This window comes from Tritonibacter mobilis F1926 (assembly GCF_000376545.2).
In the GTDB taxonomy this organism is placed as follows: Bacteria; Pseudomonadota; Alphaproteobacteria; order Rhodobacterales; family Rhodobacteraceae; genus Epibacterium; species Epibacterium mobile.
The window spans coordinates 669731-689110 of record NZ_CP015231.1 but is presented as its reverse complement, the minus strand read 5'-3'; the positions used below and the strand labels follow the sequence as shown (position 1 = coordinate 689110).

The 19380-nt window shown below is 58.2% G+C and carries 20 protein-coding genes; 10 read left to right on the top strand and 10 right to left on the bottom strand.

Annotated features, from left to right (window positions below; translation table 11 throughout):
* The first annotated feature begins 170 nt into the window (after window positions 1–170).
* The 4 genes from K529_RS18735 (at window position 171) to K529_RS18720 (ending at window position 3028) form a co-directional block, all read left to right on the top strand.
* On the top strand, window positions 171–701 hold the full coding sequence (locus K529_RS18735; RefSeq protein ID WP_005610371.1) for a hypothetical protein: 531 nt from the start codon (window positions 171–173) through the stop codon (window positions 699–701).
* Window positions 702–778: 77 nt separating this feature from the next.
* A complete protein-coding gene (locus K529_RS18730) occupies window positions 779–1519 on the top strand; it encodes a methionine ABC transporter ATP-binding protein (protein WP_005610368.1) in 741 nt (246 codons plus the stop codon).
* Window positions 1512–2204, top strand: a complete 693-nt coding sequence (locus K529_RS18725; RefSeq protein WP_005610365.1) for a methionine ABC transporter permease — start codon at window positions 1512–1514, stop codon at window positions 2202–2204. Before K529_RS18730 ends, K529_RS18725 begins: the two co-directional genes overlap by 8 nt.
* Complete coding sequence (locus K529_RS18720) at window positions 2201–3028, top strand: MetQ/NlpA family ABC transporter substrate-binding protein (protein WP_005610363.1); 828 nt, start codon at window positions 2201–2203, stop codon at window positions 3026–3028. The genes K529_RS18725 and K529_RS18720 overlap by 4 nt, the downstream gene beginning before the upstream one ends.
* A 52-nt stretch (window positions 3029–3080) precedes the next feature.
* On the opposite strand, the gene K529_RS18715 is transcribed toward K529_RS18720, so the two are convergent.
* The 10 genes from K529_RS18715 to K529_RS18670 form a co-directional block, all read right to left on the bottom strand.
* Complete coding sequence (locus K529_RS18715) at window positions 3081–4130, bottom strand: lipoyl protein ligase domain-containing protein (protein WP_005610360.1); 1050 nt, start codon at window positions 4128–4130, stop codon at window positions 3081–3083.
* 127 nt (window positions 4131–4257) lie between these two features.
* Window positions 4258–4983 carry an SDR family oxidoreductase gene (locus K529_RS18710; RefSeq protein WP_005610357.1) on the bottom strand — a complete coding sequence of 242 codons (726 nt, stop codon included), beginning with the start codon at window positions 4981–4983 and terminating at the stop codon, window positions 4258–4260.
* 55 nt (window positions 4984–5038) lie between these two features.
* Window positions 5039–5770 (bottom strand): SDR family oxidoreductase, encoded by a 732-nt coding sequence (locus K529_RS18705; RefSeq protein ID WP_005610355.1) that lies wholly within the window; start codon window positions 5768–5770, stop codon window positions 5039–5041.
* An 80-nt stretch (window positions 5771–5850) separates the two neighbouring features.
* Window positions 5851–6828, bottom strand: a complete 978-nt coding sequence (locus K529_RS18700) for an ABC transporter permease (RefSeq protein ID WP_005610353.1) — start codon at window positions 6826–6828, stop codon at window positions 5851–5853.
* The gene (locus K529_RS18695; protein ID WP_005610351.1) at window positions 6818–8320 is read right to left on the bottom strand and encodes a sugar ABC transporter ATP-binding protein; all 1503 of its coding nucleotides are present in this window, start codon (window positions 8318–8320) and stop codon (window positions 6818–6820) included. The genes K529_RS18700 and K529_RS18695 overlap by 11 nt, the downstream gene beginning before the upstream one ends.
* A 68-nt stretch (window positions 8321–8388) precedes the next feature.
* Complete coding sequence (locus K529_RS18690) at window positions 8389–9300, bottom strand: ABC transporter substrate-binding protein (protein ID WP_005610350.1); 912 nt, start codon at window positions 9298–9300, stop codon at window positions 8389–8391.
* Between the two features lie 95 nt (window positions 9301–9395).
* Window positions 9396–10280: an AraC family transcriptional regulator gene (locus K529_RS18685; protein ID WP_005610349.1), complete on the bottom strand. Its 885-nt coding sequence runs from the start codon at window positions 10278–10280 to the stop codon at window positions 9396–9398.
* A 339-nt stretch (window positions 10281–10619) separates the two neighbouring features.
* Window positions 10620–11657, bottom strand: a complete 1038-nt coding sequence (locus K529_RS18680) for an NAD(P)-dependent alcohol dehydrogenase (protein WP_005610348.1) — start codon at window positions 11655–11657, stop codon at window positions 10620–10622.
* A gap of 335 nt (window positions 11658–11992) precedes the next feature.
* Complete coding sequence (gene nqrM / locus K529_RS18675) at window positions 11993–12232, bottom strand: (Na+)-NQR maturation NqrM (protein ID WP_005610347.1); 240 nt, start codon at window positions 12230–12232, stop codon at window positions 11993–11995.
* A gap of 40 nt (window positions 12233–12272) precedes the next feature.
* Window positions 12273–13304, bottom strand: a complete 1032-nt coding sequence (locus tag K529_RS18670) for an FAD:protein FMN transferase (RefSeq protein ID WP_009175898.1) — start codon at window positions 13302–13304, stop codon at window positions 12273–12275.
* Between the two features lie 168 nt (window positions 13305–13472).
* Here K529_RS18670 and K529_RS18665 point away from each other — a divergent pair, with 168 nt between their 5' ends.
* The 6 genes from K529_RS18665 to nqrF are packed head-to-tail and all read left to right on the top strand — an operon-like array spanning window position 13473 to window position 19323.
* A complete protein-coding gene (locus tag K529_RS18665; protein WP_005610342.1) occupies window positions 13473–14816 on the top strand; it encodes a Na(+)-translocating NADH-quinone reductase subunit A in 1344 nt (447 codons plus the stop codon).
* Window positions 14817–14820: 4 nt separating this feature from the next.
* Window positions 14821–16020 (top strand): NADH:ubiquinone reductase (Na(+)-transporting) subunit B, encoded by a 1200-nt coding sequence (locus K529_RS18660; protein ID WP_005610339.1) that lies wholly within the window; start codon window positions 14821–14823, stop codon window positions 16018–16020.
* Window positions 16013–16825, top strand: coding sequence for a Na(+)-translocating NADH-quinone reductase subunit C (locus K529_RS18655; protein ID WP_005610335.1), 813 nt, complete (start codon window positions 16013–16015; stop codon window positions 16823–16825). Before K529_RS18660 ends, K529_RS18655 begins: the two co-directional genes overlap by 8 nt.
* Window positions 16825–17478: an NADH:ubiquinone reductase (Na(+)-transporting) subunit D gene (locus K529_RS18650; RefSeq protein ID WP_005610332.1), complete on the top strand. Its 654-nt coding sequence runs from the start codon at window positions 16825–16827 to the stop codon at window positions 17476–17478. The genes K529_RS18655 and K529_RS18650 overlap by 1 nt, the downstream gene beginning before the upstream one ends.
* Window positions 17478–18086, top strand: coding sequence for an NADH:ubiquinone reductase (Na(+)-transporting) subunit E (nqrE, locus tag K529_RS18645; protein WP_005610330.1), 609 nt, complete (start codon window positions 17478–17480; stop codon window positions 18084–18086). Before K529_RS18650 ends, nqrE begins: the two co-directional genes overlap by 1 nt.
* Window positions 18087–18099: 13 nt before the next feature.
* The gene (gene nqrF, locus K529_RS18640; protein WP_005610328.1) at window positions 18100–19323 is read left to right on the top strand and encodes an NADH:ubiquinone reductase (Na(+)-transporting) subunit F; all 1224 of its coding nucleotides are present in this window, start codon (window positions 18100–18102) and stop codon (window positions 19321–19323) included.
* Window positions 19324–19380: the final 57 nt, after the last annotated feature.

The window sequence follows — 19380 nt, the reverse complement described above, 5'->3', positions numbered from 1 at the left end:
CTAAGACGGGGCGCGCAGACCCGCGCCCCGTCTTAATGGTCATCATTCCCCCCTTGGCACCGGGCCGGTGGCATCATAAAAAATGGATTAAGACGCCCCCCGCCGGATCGCGATACCCTCCGAATTGATCCAAGCTAGGCTATATTGAACTCGGATGATGGGAGGCAGGGATGACAGGTGTAAACAGGGACGCATCCTCGTGGGATGTCCTTGGGGAGCAAGCGCTGATCCCGCTGTCACAGATTGGGTGCGACGCCTTTGAATGCGCGCTGCTGCCTATTATCCGCGATCTGACACTGACGTGCCGCTGTCCCGAAGGGAAATCTTGGATACCCATTTACGGCGATGCGGAGAAACGCTGGGGGGCGCGAACGGGGCTGCCCTTGGTGCACAGGTTGTCTCAGATCGTCGTTACGCTCGTGCGTATCAAGGGGAACGCGCTGGATGTCCTCGACCCGGCAGATCAAAGCATGCGCGCCCTTGTCACCCGAGACGAGCAATTGTTGCTGCTGATGATCCACCACATGCGCCGCAAACATCTCCATGCCGGTTGTGATTTCCTGCTGGATCTGGTTGACGGAGATATGGATGCAGAACTGATGGAAGAAGCGCTGAGGTTTGCCGAGCGGCATTCCTGCGGTGCGCCGCAAACCCGAAAACACGATGGCGTCCTCGGTGGTCGCCTGCGGGTGGTGCGGTAAAGCCGACACCCCCACATTCCATTTCAGCCTTTGTGTGCTTGGCTTTTGGGCCGGTCACCGGAACATTAGATTTGAACATGATTACCGTCGAAAACCTCAGCATGGATTTTACCGGCAAGGCGGGCAGCGCAAAAGCGCTGAGCGATGTGTCGTTTGCGATCTCTGCGGGCGAAATCCTCGGTATTGTGGGTAAGAGTGGTGCCGGGAAAACCACGCTGCTGCGTCTGTTGAGTTTCCAGATGCGCCCCAACAGCGGGCGCATTCTGATTGATGGGGAACCGGTCGACCACACCACCAGCGCACGCGCGTTGCGCAGGATTGTACAGCAAAGCGCAACCGTGTTTCAGGGATTTAGCCTGCTCTACAATCGCAACGTCGTGGAAAACGTCGCACTGCCGCTGAAACTGCGAGGAATGTCCCGCAGCCTGCGCGAGGAAAAAGCGCGCGATCTTTTGAATTTTGTCGGCCTCGCCCACCGCGCGCGGGCCTATCCGATCACCCTGTCTGGCGGCGAGGCGCAAAGGGTTGCGATTGCCCGTGCCTTGGTCACGGATCCCAAGATCCTGTTTCTGGATGAGCCCACCTCGGCGCTGGACAGCCAGACCTCCAAAGACATTCTCGATCTGGTGAAACGGACCCATCAAACCTATGGGGTGACCATCGTGCTGGTATCGCACCAGATCGAGGTCGTTCGCTACATGTGCGACCGGGTTCTGCATCTGGAACAGGGGCGCATCAAACGCCTCGGCCCCATCCAAAAAGCGCCGCAGTTCCATGTGGAGACGATGGAACAGATTTGGGGGATGCCGGATGTTTGATTGGGCCTTTGACACATGGGCACGTTTTGGCGACCAGATCATCGTCGGATTTGTCGAGACATTCTACATGGTGGCGGTGGCGTTTTCGATCTCGCTCGTGCTGGGGACGGGGATCGGAATGGCGCTCTCGCTTTGCAGCCGGGGTGGGCCTATGGCAAGCCCGCTGCTTGCAAACCCTTTGGCCGTGGTGGTCAATATCATCCGCTCGGTGCCCTTTATTTTGCTCCTCATCATCATGGCGCCGGTTGCCCGTGCCCTGATCGGCACCGCTTACGGGATCTATGCGTCGATGATTTCGCTATCGGTGGTTGGCGTGGCGATTGTCGCGCGCCTTGTTGAACAGGCGATCAGCGATATCAATCCGCAGGTGTTTCACACCGCGCGCTCCATGGGGGTGAGCCGGTTTCAATTGGTAACGGAGTTTATTTTGGTCGAGGCGCGGTCTCCTTTGATCCTTGGCTTCACCTCGGCAATCATCAGCCTGATTGCCTATTCAACAGTGGTGGGGGTTATTGCCGGTGGCGGCATTGGGTACCTCGCCTTGCAGGAAGGTTTCTACATGTGGAACCAACCGCTTATGTGGGTCATCATCCTCTTGATGGTGCTCGCCGTACAGATCATTCAGCTATTGGGTTCTGCCCTCGCCAGGATGGTGGATAAAAAGGGAAAATCGAGAAAATCATGACGAAGCTCAGAACTCTCGCAGCCGTTGCTGCGACCGCTTACGCGCTCACGTTTGGGACTGCTTTTGCCAATGAGACCATCAAACTCGGGGTGTCATTCTATCCGTTCTATTCCGCAGATAGCACCAAGCCCGACCTGCTGGATGCCATTTCACCCGCGCTGGCGGAGCGCGGCTACGAGATCGAAAAGGTCGCATTTTTGAACTATGCCGAGGCCAACCCCGCGCTCGCCAATGGTGAAATTGACGGCAACCTCATTCAGCACGAACTTTATATGGATATTTTCAATACGCGTGCGGGTGCGGATCTGCTGATTGCACAGCCCGTTTATCACGCCACTTTCGCGCTGTATTCCGCAGAATATTCGACACTGGACCAGATCCCGGCGGGCGAGACGGTGTTCATCCCCAATGATGGGGTCAATACGGCGCGCGCGCTTCTGCTGCTGCAAAGCGCTGGCTTGATTGCGCTGTCTGACGAGGTGAGCTTTGACGCGTCGGTGTCGGATATCACCGCCAACGACAAAGACCTGCAATTTGTACAGACCCCGCTCACCACCACGGCGGGTGCGTATAATGAGGCAGGACGCAAGCTGGCGGTAATGTATCCGACTTTTGCGCGCTCGCTTGATCTGACCGGTGATGCAGAACGGCTCTATCTAGAGGAGCGCAATGAACTGACGGACGCATATGCCGTAAGCTACGCAGTCAACGCGCAGGATCTGGAAGACCCCAAAACCCAAGCGGTTATTGAGGCCCTGCAATCTGATGCGGTTGCCCAATATCTGACGGAAAACTACGCGTGGGCGTCCACGCCAGCAAACTAACATCGCGGCGGCAACACCCGCAGCAAATGGGTGTTGTCGCCCCACTGCCCTATCAGGGCAGCTTATTCAGCCATTCCTCAGTGCCATATTTCGTGGCGACCAGGTCTTCGGCGGCACGATATTCGTCATCGGTGATGTCCCCCACCGTTGCGCCATTCAGATCGGTGAACGTGGCCTTCATCGACTCGATCACATCGCTGCGCTCCATACCGGTCTGGCTGCGCACCGGATCGACCCGCTTGGCAGCGCTGGCCGTGCCTTTATCGGAGAGTTTTTCGCGTCCAATCCGCAGCACCTGCATCATTTTCTCGGCGTCCATGTCGTAGGCCATGGTTACATGATGGAGGACGGTCTTATTTGCAAACCGGCGTTGTGCGGCACCGCCGATTTTGCCCTTGGGGCTGATGATGTCGTTGAGCGGTTTATAATAGGCCTCAATGCCGAGCGTGTTCAGAGCCTTGAGGACCCAATTGTCCAAAAACGCATAAGAATCCGCAAAATCCATATCCGCGACCAGCTCAACCGGGGCATAGAGCGAGTAGGTAATGGCGGTGCCTTTTTCGACGAACATCGCACCGCCACCGGTCGAGCGACGCACGACCTCAACCCCGAGTTTCCCGGCGGCGTCCATGTCCACCTCATTCTTCACCGACTGGAATGAGCCAAGGATGACAGCCGCGCGGTCCCATTCCCAAAAGCGCAGGGTTGGCGCGCGCCGGCCTTTTGCAACCTCATGCGCCAGAACCTCATCCAGCGCCACATGCATCAGGGGCGTGACAGGTTTGGAGTGCACAATCTGCCACTCAAAATCTTGCCACGTCTTGGCCACCCCGAGGGCGCGGCGTACCGCAATCGCGACGGCCTCGGGCGAAAACCCAAAGAGCAGCACATCTTCGGGCAACGCGACCTTGATGGCCTGCGACAACTCCTGCACCGATGCGCTGGTGCTTTGACCGCTCAGCGCATCGCAAAGGGGCCCAAGTGCCTCTTCGGGTTCCAAAAAAAAATCACCCGAGATCTGAACATCTGTGATCGTACCCTCGGCAACGTTGACATCCGCAACAACGAGTTTGCCGCCCGGCACCTTATATTCGCCATGCATATCGCATCCCTCTCATTTATCCGCATAGGTGTGGCTGAAGACCCGAGGGCCATGGCTACCGAGGGTTGTATATTAGAGGGGCATGAGGGGATGCAATCGCGTCGCGATCTGCGCGCAGCGCGCAAGGTCAGACGGAGAGAAACCCGCCATCCACCGGCAGGACCGCGCCGGTGATCATTGCAGATCCCTCTGACAGCAGCAAAGCGACGCTGGCTGCGACCTCCTCCACTTCGGCAAAGCGACCGGCAGGATGGCGGACCATCATGGGCTGGGATTTTTCCGGCGCGGACCATGCCTCCACCGCAAGTTCCGTGAGGGTGATGGTCGGCGCAATGCAATTGACGCGAATGCCGTGAGGGCCAAATTCCTTGGCCATGACCCGGCTGGCACCTTCCAGCCCGGCCTTTGACGCCGCATAACACAGGTGTTCGGCAAACCCCCGATGCCCCGCGATAGAGGTGATATTGACGATCGCGCCGCCCCCACCTGCGGCCACACGCGCGCGCGCAAACGCCTGACAGGTGATCAGGGCTGCCCGCAGATTGATGCCAAGCACCGCCTCATAGCCCGCATCGGTCATGTCGAAACTGCTCTCCAGCACGTTGATGCCCGCGCTGTTGATCAGGAAATCTGCGGGCCCTGCCTCTGCCATTGCATCACGTGCGGACTGCGGGTCAGACAGGTCTGCCTGCACCGTTCGGCAGTCGATTTCGGCGGCGAGGCTCTGAAGGTCGGCCTGCGTGCGGCTGATCGCGATAACGTGCGCGCCCTGCCCCGCCAGATAGATGGCACAGGCCCGGCCGATGCCCTTACCCGCGCCGGTAATGATGACGCTTTTGCCGTCAAAACTCATGACTCTTCCTCCGCTTGATTGAGGTCACCTGTCTGCATTGTCCGTGGCTTGGGCTTTACATGCGCTCAAACGCGGTCGGCATCACGATCACATCGCGCACCGTGACCTGCCGCTTGCGGGTCAGCATGAATTCCAATGCGTCGGCCACCTCTTCGGGGTCCATCAGCGCCCCGGCCTCTTTGGCCTTGCGCAGATTTTCCTCGGGCCAATCGGCCAGCAACGCCGAGACCACAGGGCCGGGCGACACCTGCGCGACCTTCACGCCATAAGGGATCATCTGGCGGCGAATGCCCTGCATAAAGCTGGTGATCGCCCATTTAGAGCCTGAATAGACCGGCTCCCAATAGGCCGGGTAATGTCCGGCAATCGAGTTTGTCACCACGATGTCGCCGCTCTTGCGCTGCATCATATGGGGCAACACCGCCTGAATGTTCTTCATCACCGCATTGATGTTGAGGTTCAGCATCCGGTCGATGGCCGCCGGGTCGCTCTGCCACAGGTCGCCACCGATATACGCACCGGCGTTGCAATATAGGATGTCGATCTGAGCCACCTTGGCGAGGATCTCGGGCACCATCGCATTGCAGCTGTCCACGTCCAGCAGGTCGGTCACCTGCGCCACGGCGTGATCGCCATATTTTGCAACCAGATCCGCCAGTGCGGCAGCATTCCGGTCAACCATCACGACCTTGCAGTCATTCCTGAGAAGCATCTCGACGGCGGCCAGACCGATGCCGGAGGCCGCACCGGTCACTACGGCGACCTTGCCCTTGAGCGATTGAGACATTCGCGAATTCTCCTGATTTTTGTTTTGGGGGAGATCTTGTGCAGAGGGAGCGGGCGACCACGCAGGGCCGCCCGAAGGACCTACCATTCGCGCCCGATGTAGATGGCGAGCAGGATGATAAGGCCCTTGATGACGTCCTGAAGGTAGGGGTTGATCCCCATCAGGTTGAGGCCGTTGTTGAGAATGCCCAGAAGCACCGCACCGATCAGCGTGCCGAGGATCAGCCCGCGTCCACCGGCAATCGCGGTTCCGCCCAGAACCACAGCCGCAATCGCATCCAGTTCAAAGCCAAAGCCTGCGTTTGGCTGACCGGACATCAACCGCCCGGTAAGGATGAGCGCCGCAAACGCCGAGGTCAGTCCGGAAATTCCGTAGACCGTGAGCTTGATGAACTGGGTTTTCACGCCCGAGAGCTTGGCCGCGAGTTCATTGCCACCGATGGCATAGACGTGACGCCCAAAGGCCGTGCGCTGCAACAACACCCAAGCCAAGGCATAGATCACCACCATGGCGATCACCGGAACGGGTACGATCCCGATGCGACCAATGCCAAACCAGGAAATCCACGACGGGATACCCGAAATGGGATAGCCGCCCGAATACAGCAGGCCCAACCCGCGCGCGATGCCCATGGTTGCAAGTGTCACGATAATCGCAGGCATGCGCCCCCATGCAACCATGGCACCGTTGAACAGACCAAGGCCGACACCAACGCCCAGCCCCGCCAAGAGCCCGACCCAACCGGGCATCGCCATATTGACCATCAGCCCGGCTGCCAATGTGCCCGACAGCGCCATGACCGCGCCGACGGAGAGGTCGATCCCGCCAGTCAGAATGACAAAAGTCATACCAACCGCGAGAATGCCGACAATCGACACCTGCCTGAGCACATTCATGATGTTTGAAACCGAAAAGAAGTTCTCGGAGGCAAATCCCATCAGTATCGACACCACGATCAGCCCGATCAGCGGTAGTGCCAGCGGTGAGTGCAAAATCCGGCGCAGATTGAAGGCGCGGCTCGCGCGACCTGCCTCGGCCGTAGTGGTGTTATGCGACATGTCGAACCCTCCCCGTGGTGGCATGTGTCATGATGTCTTCTGAGGTTATGGCCGCGCCCTCGACGGTGGCGACGATGCCGCCCTGCCGGAACACACAGACCCGGTCGGACATGCCGATCACCTCGGGTAGTTCCGAAGAGATCATGATGATGGCATAGCCCTGCGCCGTGAATGCCCGCATGAGCTGGTAGATTTCGGCCTTGGCACCGACGTCGATGCCCCGTGTGGGTTCATCAAAGATCAGCACTTTCATCTGGTGATTGAGCCAGCGCGCAATGACCACCTTTTGCTGGTTGCCGCCCGACAGGGTGTCGACACGGTCCATGGGGCCTTGTGCTTTGACACGCACCTGCTGCATCGCCGTTTCAGTGTCGGCGCGCTCTTTTTGCAGATCGAGGAACCAGTGCCCGCGGCGGTATTTTCCGTAATTGTTGATGGAGATGTTTTGCAGGATCGAGAAGCTGGTAATCAGCCCCTGTTCCTTGCGGCTTTCGGGCAAGAGCCCGATCCCCCGTGCCAGCGCGTCTGCCGGTTCGCGAAACCTTATGTCTTCGCCTTCGACCTGAAGCGCGCATCTCGCGGCCGGATAGGCTCCCAGCAATGCCAGCGCGGTTTCCGTGCGCCCCGACCCGACCAGCCCGGCAAAGCCGAGGATTTCACCTTCGCGCAACACAAAATCCGACACCGGACCACCGCGTCGCAACTGCACCTCCTGGCAGTTCAACAGGACCGGCGCATCCTGCGGGATGCTGGGTTTTTCCGGAAAACTGTTTTCGATCCGGCGGCCCACCATCATCTCGACCAGACGGTCATTGTCGGTTTCAGAGACGAGGCAATCGCCCACATATTCCCCATCGCGCAACACGGTGATGCGGTCGCAGATTTCAAAGATCTCTTCGAGGTGATGCGAGATGAAAATGATCGCAACACCCTGTCGGCGCAGCTCGCGCATCACCTTGAACAGATGTGCCACCTCTGAGGGGGTCAGGGTTGCGGTGGGTTCATCCAACACCAAAATACGGGCGTTGAGCGAGAGCGCCTTGGCGATTTCGACAAATTGCTGCTCGGCCACCGACAGCTTCCGGATCGGTACATCGAGCGGCACATCGACCTCAAGCCGGGCCATAATGTCTTCGGCGCGTTTGCGCATGGCTTTGCGGTCCAGCAGGCCAAAGCGCGTGCGCAATTCGCGGGCGAGGAACATATTTTCAACCGCATCCAGATAGGGGATGAGGCTGAATTCCTGAAAAACGATGCCGATCCCTGCGGCGATGGCCTCGTCGTAATTGGCGAACTGGCGCTCCTGACCCTCAATGAGGATGGACCCTGCACTGGGCTGCAAAATGCCCGTGAGGATCTTCATCAGCGTGGATTTCCCGGCCCCGTTTTCACCAAGCAGCGCATGAACTTCACCAGCGTTGACCTCAAGATCGACACCGTGCAGCACCTGAATGGTGCCAAATCTCTTTTTGATTCCGCTCAGTTGCAGCATGACGCACCTGTTGTTGGTCATTGCGGGACAAACCACCCCCGGCACTGTGCCGGGGGTGGCAAATGGTTTTACCAGCTGAAGTCAGCGGCGTTCTTTGCGTCGACGACGCGCACATCGATCGGCACTTCGCTGGGCACAACACGCGCGCCCCACTTTTGCGCCAGCGCCATGGCGAGGCCCACGCGCACCTGATCGCGCGGGAACTGGGCTGTGGTCTCGATGAAGGGTCCGCCTGCGGCAATGGCGGCCACCGCTTCGGGAGCGCCATCAACCGAGGTCAGTTTGATGTCACGACCCGACCCCTGAATTGCAGCCAATGCACCCATCGCGCCGCCATCATTCACCGAGAAGATCCCGGCAAGGTTCTGATGCGACTGGATCATGTTCTCGACCACGCCGAGGGCGACGGACCGGTCCTGACGGCCGTTCTGGGTATCGACCAGTGTGATCCCGTCATATTCCGCAAGCGCGGCCTTGCAGCCCTCGACCCGCTGGAGGATCGGCACCACCGGGATACCGTCGAGGATTGCCACCTCGCCAGACCCGCCAAGCGCATCCGCCAGATACTTGCAGGATTGATATCCCGCATCGCGGTTCTTGGAGCCGACAAAGGTATCCACCGGACCATTGGCATTTGCATCAACGGCGACGACGATCACGCCCTGCGCTTTGGCCATATGCACCGCGCTCTCGATCCCGGCGCTGTCGGTTGGATTGAGCAGCAGAATGTCGATGCCCTGGGTCAGCATGTCCTCCACATCCGAGATCTGCTTGGCCACGTCATGACCGGCGTCGGTCACGACCACCTCGGCGCCCAGATCCTTGGCGGCATCGGTCAGCGCCTCCTGCATGGAGACAAAATAAGGATTGTTCATCTCCTGAAAGGTCATGCCGATCTTCAGACCGTCTTCGGCCACCGCTGGCAAAGCCATAGAGACCGCGAGTGCAGCCGCGGACACGGCTCCAAACATATGTTTCATTGATAGTTCCTCCCAAGGTTCCAACAGGCACAGCCTGTCCCTTTCCGAACGGCCCCTCGCCATTCGAATTCACAAAGTCCGATTTTCCGTCTGGTTCAGCCCGTTTCTGAGAACACCCCGTTCGCAGCAAAGGTTGCGCGGAACTGCGAGGGCGACATGCCCTTCAATCGCGCAAAGTGACGGTTGAAGTTGGAGAGGTTGGAGAAGCCGACATCATAGCAGATCTCGGCCACTTTGGCCTCTGGTCGGGTCAGGAGCATCTGGCAAGCCAGATCCACCCTGAGTTGGTTTTTATATCGCACCAGCGTCGAGCCTGTGTGGCGCTTAAAAGACCGCGAGAAGGCGCTGGGGCTTTGATTGACCATCTGCGCCAAGTCTTTTTCGTCGATGTTCTCGGTCAGGTTCTCGCGTAGATAGGCAATCGCCTTGTTGACGCCGTTTTCCTGCAAGGATTCCAAGTCCAACTCGTAGCTGAGACTGGCCAGCACCTCGGGGTCCGGCGCGCAGGCCAATAGATCGAGAATGGACCAAAACAATGCAAGGCGGCGTAGGCCGCGTGCCTCAAACAGCTCCATCATCAGCGGTTTGATCCGCTCTGCGGTTGCCTCGTCAAACAGCAGACCGCGGTGACTGCGATCCAAAAGCGGGCGGATCGCTTCCATCTCCGGCATGGAGGCGCAGGCATCCTCGATAAATGCAGCAGGAAACTGGATCACAAAGGAGCGTTCCGGCACGATTTGGCCCGGCTCGATTTCGGAGATCCAGTTCTGTGGCAGGTTAGGGCCTGTCATGATCAACTGGCCAGGTCCAAATTCGCCGATGTGATCGCCGATGTAGAAGGTGCCGTGCGTGTTCACGACCAGATGAATTTCATACTCAGGATGATAGTGCCACCGCACCGTCCGGAACGGGTAGCCATGCATCCATGCCGCAAAGCTCTCGCCCTTGCGAATATGCACGAGTTCCAGATCAGGTAACATCGTCTCTCCTCCGTCGCGTCCGTCCTTCCCGTCTCCACTCGGGAAGAACCGCGTTGTTTGACGGTAGCTGCTGGAAAACGGTGGCTCTACCTCAGATCGAAGTTTTGACAGATACTTTTTTGACCGACTGACGCACAAAAGAGATCAAATCAGCGTATATTGGGCCACCCCCTCAAAGAAAATCGCGCCGCAGTGCGGCGCGATTTGTCAGGTATAGTTGGCTAGGCGCCCTGTTTTTAAAGACTTTGGAGCTTTGCGGCCTGATTCTCAGCCCGAAATGCGCACATGCATCCCTTGTACTTTTTTCGCACTCAAAAAGTTCTCATCCGCGAATTGGCATCATTGCGGCATCACGATCTGAAGTTTCACATCGCTGTCACGCGCCTCCACCGCACGATCAAAGCCGGCGATGCTGTCTTCAAAGGGCAGGCTCGCTGAAATGAGCGGATTTAAGTCCACTTTACCCGAGGCGATCAATGCAATCGCGCGGTCGTAGACGTTGGCGTAACGAAATACCGTCTCAAGCCGCAATTCGCGCGCCTGTAGACCGACGATATCAACAGGGACCGGATCGACCGGCATGCCAACCAGAACAATCGCGCCACCGGGACGGGCAAATTCATGCATTCCCAATATGGCAGGCGCTGCGCCAGAGCATTCAAACACCAGATCCGCGCCCCAGCCATCCGTTGCAGCGGCCACCGCATCAGTCAGGGATTCGTGGCGAATATTTACCGTTTCGATGCCATCGTAGGCTCCGATGATATCCAGTTTGGGTTGCGCAAGATCTGCTACGATCACGCGCGCGCACCCCCCTGCAAGAGCTGCGAGGGCGACCATCATCCCGATGGGGCCTGCCCCGGTTACAACCGCAATGTCACCGGGCTGGATTTTTGCCCGCAAGGCCGCCTGCATGCCAATCGCAAAGGGTTCAACCATCGCACCTTCGGCAAAGCTCACATTATCGGGCAGCTTATAGGTAAAAGCAGCAGGATGGATGACCTCGGGCGTCAGGCAACCATGCACCGGCGGGGTGGCCCAAAATCGCACGGCCGGGTCGACGTTGTATATCCCCAGCTTGCTGGCGCGTGAATCCGGGTCTGGAATGCCAGGCTCCATACATACGCGATCACCGGGTTTAAGATCCGTCACCGCATCGCCGCAGGCCACCACTGTTCCTGACGCCTCATGCCCCAAAACCATCGGTTCGTTTACCACAAAATGGCCGATCTTGCCGTGGGTATAGTAGTGAACGTCAGAGCCGCAAATCCCGACAGTATGCGTTTTGATACGGACATCGCGCGGACCAAGCGTTGTGGGAATCTCAAACTCGCGCAGTGCCAGCTTACCCTTTTCTTCTAGTACCAATGCTTTCATCTTACGCTCCTCCGCACTTCGGTCCTGGCAGGGAGGTTTGCCCTCCCCTCCCCTTGTGCTCTCCTGATGCGCTGCCTGTTGTAAACCAAAACCCGCTGCCCGCGCCGTAATTTCAGGTGTCGTGGAAAATTCGTATCACAGGCGCGCATGGAACCGCGCAGATCTCGCCGTACGCACGACCATCGCACAGCAGGTGATTGCTGCGAGAGAAGCGTGATTCGCCTGCGCAAGGCCCCGTGCAATGGGCACAAAGGAAAACACCGAAAGAGGGTGACGTGCCCTCTCCCGGTGGAGAAACAGGTATTCGGTGACACCGACTGAGGCGTGACGCGCGGCTAGCTTTGCTCGCGCTCCATATCCTCGATCATCTTGCGCGCGCGCGGACAGGCGAGACGTTCACGAAGAGGGCTATCGGGGTCGATATCCTTCTTGCAAACAAGACATTTGTCCGCGTCCGCAATCGCGTTGAGGCCGCCACAGCTGCCTTTGATGGTGCGACCGCTGAACATGACCCCAAAGGCCATTCCGACCATCACGATCAGGAACAATCCGAAGGTCAGCAGAAAGGTCGACATCACAGGCTCCCTGAAATCAAGTGGCGCCAGAGCGCGGCGGTTAGGCCGTCAGCGCCTCAAAACGTTTGGATGCAATGGATTTAAACCCGTTCTCACCATTTGCAACCGCACGATCCAGGAACAGAACCGCCATATCACGCTGATTTGCGATCTCGAGACCACGCTCACGGCCCAGAACCAGCATCGCTGTCGCCCATGCATCCGCCAGCATCGCGTTGTCGGTCAGCACAGTGACAGAGGCTGTGTCATGCTCGACCGGGCGACCGGTGGTTGCGTCGATGATATGCGAATAGCGCTTGCCTTCGTAATCAAAGAAGTTGCGGTAATCACCAGAGGTCGCCATGCCCATGTCTGAAAGACCGACAACCTGTGTCACGCCGCGATCATAGGCCTGCGGTGTCTCAATGCCGATCTGCCAAGGCTGACCGTCGGGGTTGCGGCCCGCAGTGTAAAGGTCGCCGCCGATCTCAACCATGTAGTCGGTGATACCGTAGCCCTTGAGAACGCGCGCCACCTGATCAACACCGAAGCCTTTGCCGATGGAAGAGAGATACACCTCGGCCCCATCGTTGAGCTTCTTGAGGCCACCGGCCTCCAGTTCGACCGACTGTGCCTGACCGCAGCACCCCATGGCGGCGGCGATCTCTGCCTCAGACGGCATGTCGCTGCGAGTCTGACCCGCACCAAAGCCCCAAAGGTCAATCAGCGCGCCGACGGTGACGTCAAAGGCACCGTCGCTTGCAACATGTACATCCTGCGCTGCCTGCATGACGTGGTGCAACTCGCCGGAGACCGAGAGGCTCTCACCCGCTGCGACTGCGTTAAACCGCGACACTTCAGAAGAGGCATCCCAGTTCGACATCTGCACATTGACCTGTGCCAATGCGGTATCGACGGCGGTTTGCAGTTCTGCTTTCTCGACAGATTTGCTGTGATCGATCGCAACAATGGAGTAGCTTGTGCCCATCGTCAGCCCGCTGAGCTCCAGCAATGACCATCCTTTCTTGCAAGCCATGAGTGCAAGTGGCATGACCATAAAACTACGGCGAGAAAGGAGAAGAGGGTTCGACACAGGCCTACTCCGCTAATGATGCTGGGTGTTCAACGCTTGGTTCCGTGCGCTTCTGGGACAGAAACAGGACGGGTTCAACAGGAAATTATAAAATTTCCTCCTAAAGAACTTTCAAACCGCGTCGCAGTGAAGCATAAGGCAGCCGGAAAATGGACAGGACATGAAGACGTGCAGCAACATACGTTGAAAAAGGGTCTCGATGTTCCGGTGCTGGGGGCACCTGACACCAAGATCGAAGACGCAGCAAAAGTCCGGACAGTCGCCATCCTCGGCCAAGACTACATCGGACTAAAGCCCCGACTCTCGGTTCAGGAAGGTGATGTCATTGCAGCAGGCGCTCCGGTGCTTGCGCATAAGGACACGCCAGAGGTTCAGGTAACCGCACCGGTTTCGGGACGTATCAAAGCGATCAACCGTGGCGCGCGCCGCGTTTTGGTCAGCGTCGAGATCGAAGTGGATGAGAGCGCCGCAGAGCCGGTGGATTTCTCCTCTGTTGGGGATGACAGCACGGCTGACGGTTTGCGAAAACGCTTGTGTGCCGCAGGTTTGTGGACATCTTTCCGCACCCGTCCCTACTCCAAGATCCCTGCACCAGATGCCGCGCCAGCCGCTATATATGTGACGGCGATGGACAGCGAGCCGCTGTCTGGCGATGCAGCCACCATCATCAACGATCAAGGCGAAGCCTTTGCCCGTGGCCTTGCGGCGATCACCGTCCTGACCGAAGGCAAAACCTACCTGTGCCAAGACAGCGGAGCCACAATCCCCGGCGCCGATCTGGCCAGCGTTACTGCGGTTGGGTTCTCTGGCCCCCACCCTGCTGGCCTTGCTGGCACACATATGCATTTTCTAGAGCCGCCTTCCGCTGAGAAGACAGTCTGGAGCATTGGCTATCACGATGTCATCGCCATTGGTCACCTGCTGCTAACAGGGCGCATCAATAGCGCGCGCGTCGTGGCGCTCTCTGGTCCCAAATGCAGCCGCCCGCGTCTGGTCCGCACCCTTTCTGGCGCGTCGATGACCGATCTTTGCGCCGAGGACCTCGGCGCGGATGATCCGATTCGCATCATTTCTGGCTCGATCCTGTCCGGTCGCGCAGGCGAAGGCGTCACCGCCTATCTGGGCCGCTACGCCCGTCAGATCACGCTGATCAAGGAAGACCACGATCAGATCCCGCTGGGCTGGATTCGCCCGATGGCCTCGAAATACGCAGTGCAGCCTGTTCTGGGGTCGGCCTTTTCCAAAAAACTCTATGCGCTGACGTCGAACCTCAATGGAGGGCGCCGCGCTATGGTGCCGATTGGTACGTTCGAGCAGCTGATGCCGCAGGATTTCCTGCCAACGCAGCTCTTGCGGGCGCTGCTGGTGATGGACACCGATCAGGCTCAGGCGCTGGGTGCGCTTGAACTGGACGAAGAAGACCTCGGGCTCTGCGGTTTTGCCTGCCCGGCCAAATATGAATATGGCCTCGCCCTGCGCGACAGCCTCAGCAAGATCGAAAGAGAGGGATAAGACTTTGGGTCTTCGCAATTTCTTTGATCGCATCGAGCCGCAATTCCTAAAAGGTGGCCGGTACGAAAAATTCTTCCCCGTCTATGAGATGGTGGAGAGTTTCATCTACACGCCCAAGACGGTCACGACTGCCGCACCGCATGCCCGCTCTTACATCGATATGAAGCGGATCATGACCTATGTGGTGATCGCGACCATCCCTTGTATTCTGTTCGGGATGTATAACACGGGTCTGCAGACCAATATGGCGATTGCCGAATACGGTGCATCGGGCTGGCGCGCGGCCATCATCGAGATGCTGAGCATCGGCTTTGATCCCAACAACCCGTTTGCCAATATCATGCACGGGCTGTTGTATTTCCTGCCGATCTACATCGTGACGCTGGTTGCCGGTGGTATCTTCGAGGTGATCTTTGCCGTTGTTCGCGGTCACGAGGTCAACGAGGGCTTCCTCGTCACCTCCATGCTTTATACGCTGATTGTGCCCGCAACGACGCCACTTTGGCAGGTCGCGCTTGGCATTATCTTTGGTGTGGTGATCGGCAAGGAGGTCTTTGGCGGCACAGGCAAGAACTTCCTCAACCCTGCACTTGTGGGCCGTGCCTTCCTCTACTTTGCATACCCCGCCTATATGTCGGGTGAATCGGTCTGGACCCCGGTCGATGGCTTCTCTGGTGCAACGGCGCTGGCGATCAGCGCATCCGACGGCCACGCCACCCTGCCTGAGCGCGGTATCGAGTGGATGGACGCCTTTATCGGAACCATTCAAGGCTCGTTCGGCGAGACTTCGACGCTGGCGGCGATGATCGGTCTGGCGTTCCTGTTGATCGTGAAAATCGCCAACTGGCGACTGATTGTTGGCTGTATGGCCGGCATGATTGCCTTCTCATCGCTGCTGAACTGGATCGGATCTGACAGCAACCCGATGTTTGCAATGCCGTGGTACTGGCACTTTGTGCTGGGTGGCTACGCCTTTGGTCTGGCGTTCATGGTGACGGAACCGGTGTCCGCTTCGCATACCAATATGGGCCGCTATATTTACGGCGCACTCATCGGTTTCATGGTGGTGATGATCCGCGTCATCAACCCGGCCTTCCCCGAAGGCATGATGCTCGCGATCCTCTTCGGCAACGTCTTCGCCCCGCTGATCGACTACTTTGTCGTGCAGGCGAACATCAAACGGAGGGCAAAGCGCAATGTCTGATGCAAACGAGAAAAAGGGCCTGATCCGTCGGTTTATCGACGCTCCGCCCGACTCCGTCGGCAAGACCATCTTTGTGGCTGTTTCGCTCTGCCTTGTGGCGTCAATGGTGGTTTCGGCTGCCGCTGTAGCCCTGCGCCCGGTGCAAGAAGAGAACAAGCTGCGCGACAAACGCATCAACGTGTTGCAGGTCGCGGGTGTCTACGATGACAGCGTGCCGGTGGCCGAAGCATTTTCCGCGTTTGAACCGCATGTTCTGGATCTGTCGACCGGCGAATACACCGACCAGTTTGAAATCGAGACTTTCGATGCGCTGGCGGCCTCGGATGACCCGGCAATCGTGCGCGCGCTGGACGAAGATCCCGCGGGTCTAGGCGGCACCATGCAGGCTTACCGCATGATCTATCTGCTGCGCGATGATGCAGGCGAGGTCGACAAGGTGGTCCTGCCGATTGAAGGCTATGGCCTGTGGTCCACGCTCTATGGGTTCATCGCGCTCGAAGAAAACGGCAACGACATCTTCGGCTTGCAGTTCTACCAGCACGGCGAAACACCCGGTCTTGGTGCCGAAGTGGACAACCCGCGTTGGAAAGCGCTGTGGAACGGCAAGAAACTCTTCACTGAGGATGGTCAGTTGGCGATCACCGTGGCCAAAGCTGCACCGCCCGCCGGTCAGGAGTACCACGTGGATGCGCTGGCCGGTGCAACGCTGACATCTGTTGGCGTCGACAGCCTCGTAAAGTTCTGGATGGGCGAGGCAGGCTATGGCGCCTTCCTTGAGCGGCTCAAAGCAGGAGAGATCGACTGATGGCACAAACCTATCGTTCGCAACTGGTCGATCCACTGGTCGACAACAACCCGATCACACTGCAGGTTCTGGGCATCTGTTCCGCACTGGCGGTCACCTCCTCGATGCAGGTGGCCTTTGTGATGGCGCTGGCGGTGACCATGGTGACGGGGTTCTCGTCCTTGTTCATCTCAATGCTGCGCAACCAGATCCCCTCCTCGATCCGGATCATCGTGCAGATGGTGATTATCGCGTCCTTGGTGATCCTCGTGGATCAGCTCCTGAAGGCCTATGCCTATGAAATTTCCAAGACGCTTTCGGTCTTCGTGGGTCTGATCATCACCAACTGCATCGTGATGGGTCGCGCCGAAGCCTTTGCGATGAAGAACCCGCCTGTGGCGAGCTTTATCGACGGGGTTGGCAACGGTCTGGGATATGGGCTTTTGCTGCTGGTCGTTGGTTTCTTCCGCGAACTCTTTGGCGCCGGCTCCCTGTTTGGGGTCACCATTCTGGAGACCGTGAACAATGGCGGCTGGTATGTGCCAAACGGCATGCTGCTGCTGCCGCCCTCGGCCTTCTTTGTGATCGGCCTTCTGATCTGGGGCATCCGCACTTGGAAGCCGGCACAGGTCGAAGAGCGTGAATATAAAATTCAGACGGTGGAGGCACACTGATGGAAGGATTGCTTTCCCTCGCGGTCAAGGCCGTATTCGTTGAGAACCTCGCCCTGTCGTTCTTCCTTGGCATGTGTACCTTCTTGGCAGTGTCGAAAAAGATCTCGACCGCGATTGGTCTTGGTATCTCAGTCATGGTGGTGCAGGGCATCACCGTGCCTGCCAACAACCTGATCCTGACCTATCTGCTGGCGCCGGGTGCGCTGGCATGGGCCGGTTTCCCGGATGTGGATCTGACCTTCCTTGGTCTCATTTCCTATATCGGCGTGATCGCGGCCATGGTGCAGATCCTCGAGATGCTGCTCGATAAGTACTTCCCGCCGCTCTACAACGCGCTTGGGGTCTTTCTGCCGCTCATCACCGTGAACTGCGCCATTCTGGGTGGCTCGCTTTTCATGGTGGAGCGCAGCTATGACTTTGCCGAGGCCACCACTTATGGTCTGTCGTCTGGGTTCGGCTGGGCGCTGGCAATCACCGCAATGGCGGGTGTGCGCGAAAAGCTGAAATACTCCGACATTCCCGACGGGCTTCAGGGTCTCGGTATCACCTTCATCACCGCGGGTCTGATGGCGATGGCCTTCATGTCCTTCAGCGGCGTGAAACTTTGATCGGAGGCCAGACGTGACTACATTCGGACTAGGCGTTCTCCTGTTCACCCTGATCGTTGTCGCCTTGGTGACGATCATTCTGGCGGCGCGTTCCAAGCTCGTCAGCTCGGGCAACGTCAACATCACCATCAACGGTGAGAAAACCATCTCTGTTCCGGCGGGCGGCAAGCTGCTGCAAACGCTGGCAGCCGAGAAAATGTTCGTCCCCTCCGCCTGTGGCGGGGGTGGCACCTGTGCGCAATGCCGCGTGCGTGTGCATTCCGGTGGCGGCTCGATCCTGCCCACCGAAGAAAGCCATATCACCAAGCGCGAAGCTTCTTGTGGCGACCGTCTGTCCTGTCAGGTCGCGGTCAAGCAGGACATGAACATCGAAGTGCCCGAAGAGGTGTTCGGCGTAAAAAAATGGGAGTGCACCGTGCGCTCCAATGAAAACGTCGCAACCTTCATCAAGAACCTGGTGCTGGAACTGCCCGAGGGTGAGGATGTGAACTTCCGCGCCGGTGGCTATATCCAGATTGAGGCCCCGGCGCATAAGCTGTCTTACAAGGACTTCAACATCGAGGAAGAATACCGCCCCGATTGGGACAAGTTCAATCTGTGGCAGTATGAATCGACTGTGACCGAACCCATTGAACGTGCATATTCGATGGCGAACTACCCGGACGAGAAGGGCCTCATCATGCTCAACGTCCGTGTTGCCTCGCCGCCGCCGGGTTCCACCGGTATTCCGCCGGGCCAGATGTCTTCGTATATCTTCAACCTCAAGCCCGGTGACAAGGTCACCATCTCCGGCCCGTTTGGCGAATTCTTCGCCCGCGATACGCAAAAAGAGATGGTCTTTATCGGTGGTGGTGCCGGTATGGCGCCGATGCGGTCGCACATCTTTGACCAGCTCAAGCGTCTGGAAAACCGCGACCGGAAGATCACCTTCTGGTACGGGGCGCGTTCCAAGCGAGAGATGTTCTTTGTCGAAGATTTCGACCAGCTGGCCGAAGAATTCGACAACTTCGAGTGGCATGTGGCCCTCTCGGATGCGCTGCCGGAGGACGATTGGAAAGGCTACACAGGCTTCATCCATAACGTGCTCTTTGAGGAATACCTCAAGAACCACCCGGCGCCCGAGGACTGCGAGTTCTACATGTGTGGCCCGCCGATCATGAACCAGTCGGTGATCAACATGCTGCTGGAACTGGGCGTGGATCGCGAAGACATCATGCTCGACGATTTCGGCGGCTAAGCCAGAGCGTTCAGAAGGGGGCCAAACGGCCCCCTTTTTCATACCCGCCTACCCTGT

What these genes read in the sequence shown, in the direction of transcription:
- K529_RS18735 (WP_005610371.1), top strand. Translation starts at nt 171, where the DNA reads ATGACAGGTGTAAACAGGGACGCATCCTCGTGGGATGTCCTTGGGGAG.
- K529_RS18730 (WP_005610368.1), top strand. Translation starts at nt 779, where the DNA reads ATGATTACCGTCGAAAACCTCAGCATGGATTTTACCGGCAAGGCGGGC.
- K529_RS18725 (WP_005610365.1), top strand. Translation starts at nt 1,512, where the DNA reads ATGTTTGATTGGGCCTTTGACACATGGGCACGTTTTGGCGACCAGATC.
- K529_RS18720 (WP_005610363.1), top strand. Translation starts at nt 2,201, where the DNA reads ATGACGAAGCTCAGAACTCTCGCAGCCGTTGCTGCGACCGCTTACGCG.
- K529_RS18715 (WP_005610360.1), bottom strand. Translation starts at nt 4,130, where the DNA reads ATGCATGGCGAATATAAGGTGCCGGGCGGCAAACTCGTTGTTGCGGAT.
- K529_RS18710 (WP_005610357.1), bottom strand. Translation starts at nt 4,983, where the DNA reads ATGAGTTTTGACGGCAAAAGCGTCATCATTACCGGCGCGGGTAAGGGC.
- K529_RS18705 (WP_005610355.1), bottom strand. Translation starts at nt 5,770, where the DNA reads ATGTCTCAATCGCTCAAGGGCAAGGTCGCCGTAGTGACCGGTGCGGCC.
- K529_RS18700 (WP_005610353.1), bottom strand. Translation starts at nt 6,828, where the DNA reads ATGTCGCATAACACCACTACGGCCGAGGCAGGTCGCGCGAGCCGCGCC.
- K529_RS18695 (WP_005610351.1), bottom strand. Translation starts at nt 8,320, where the DNA reads ATGCTGCAACTGAGCGGAATCAAAAAGAGATTTGGCACCATTCAGGTG.
- K529_RS18690 (WP_005610350.1), bottom strand. Translation starts at nt 9,300, where the DNA reads ATGAAACATATGTTTGGAGCCGTGTCCGCGGCTGCACTCGCGGTCTCT.
- K529_RS18685 (WP_005610349.1), bottom strand. Translation starts at nt 10,280, where the DNA reads ATGTTACCTGATCTGGAACTCGTGCATATTCGCAAGGGCGAGAGCTTT.
- K529_RS18680 (WP_005610348.1), bottom strand. Translation starts at nt 11,657, where the DNA reads ATGAAAGCATTGGTACTAGAAGAAAAGGGTAAGCTGGCACTGCGCGAG.
- nqrM (WP_005610347.1), bottom strand. Translation starts at nt 12,232, where the DNA reads ATGTCGACCTTTCTGCTGACCTTCGGATTGTTCCTGATCGTGATGGTC.
- K529_RS18655 (WP_005610335.1), top strand. Translation starts at nt 16,013, where the DNA reads ATGTCTGATGCAAACGAGAAAAAGGGCCTGATCCGTCGGTTTATCGAC.
- K529_RS18650 (WP_005610332.1), top strand. Translation starts at nt 16,825, where the DNA reads ATGGCACAAACCTATCGTTCGCAACTGGTCGATCCACTGGTCGACAAC.
- nqrE (WP_005610330.1), top strand. Translation starts at nt 17,478, where the DNA reads ATGGAAGGATTGCTTTCCCTCGCGGTCAAGGCCGTATTCGTTGAGAAC.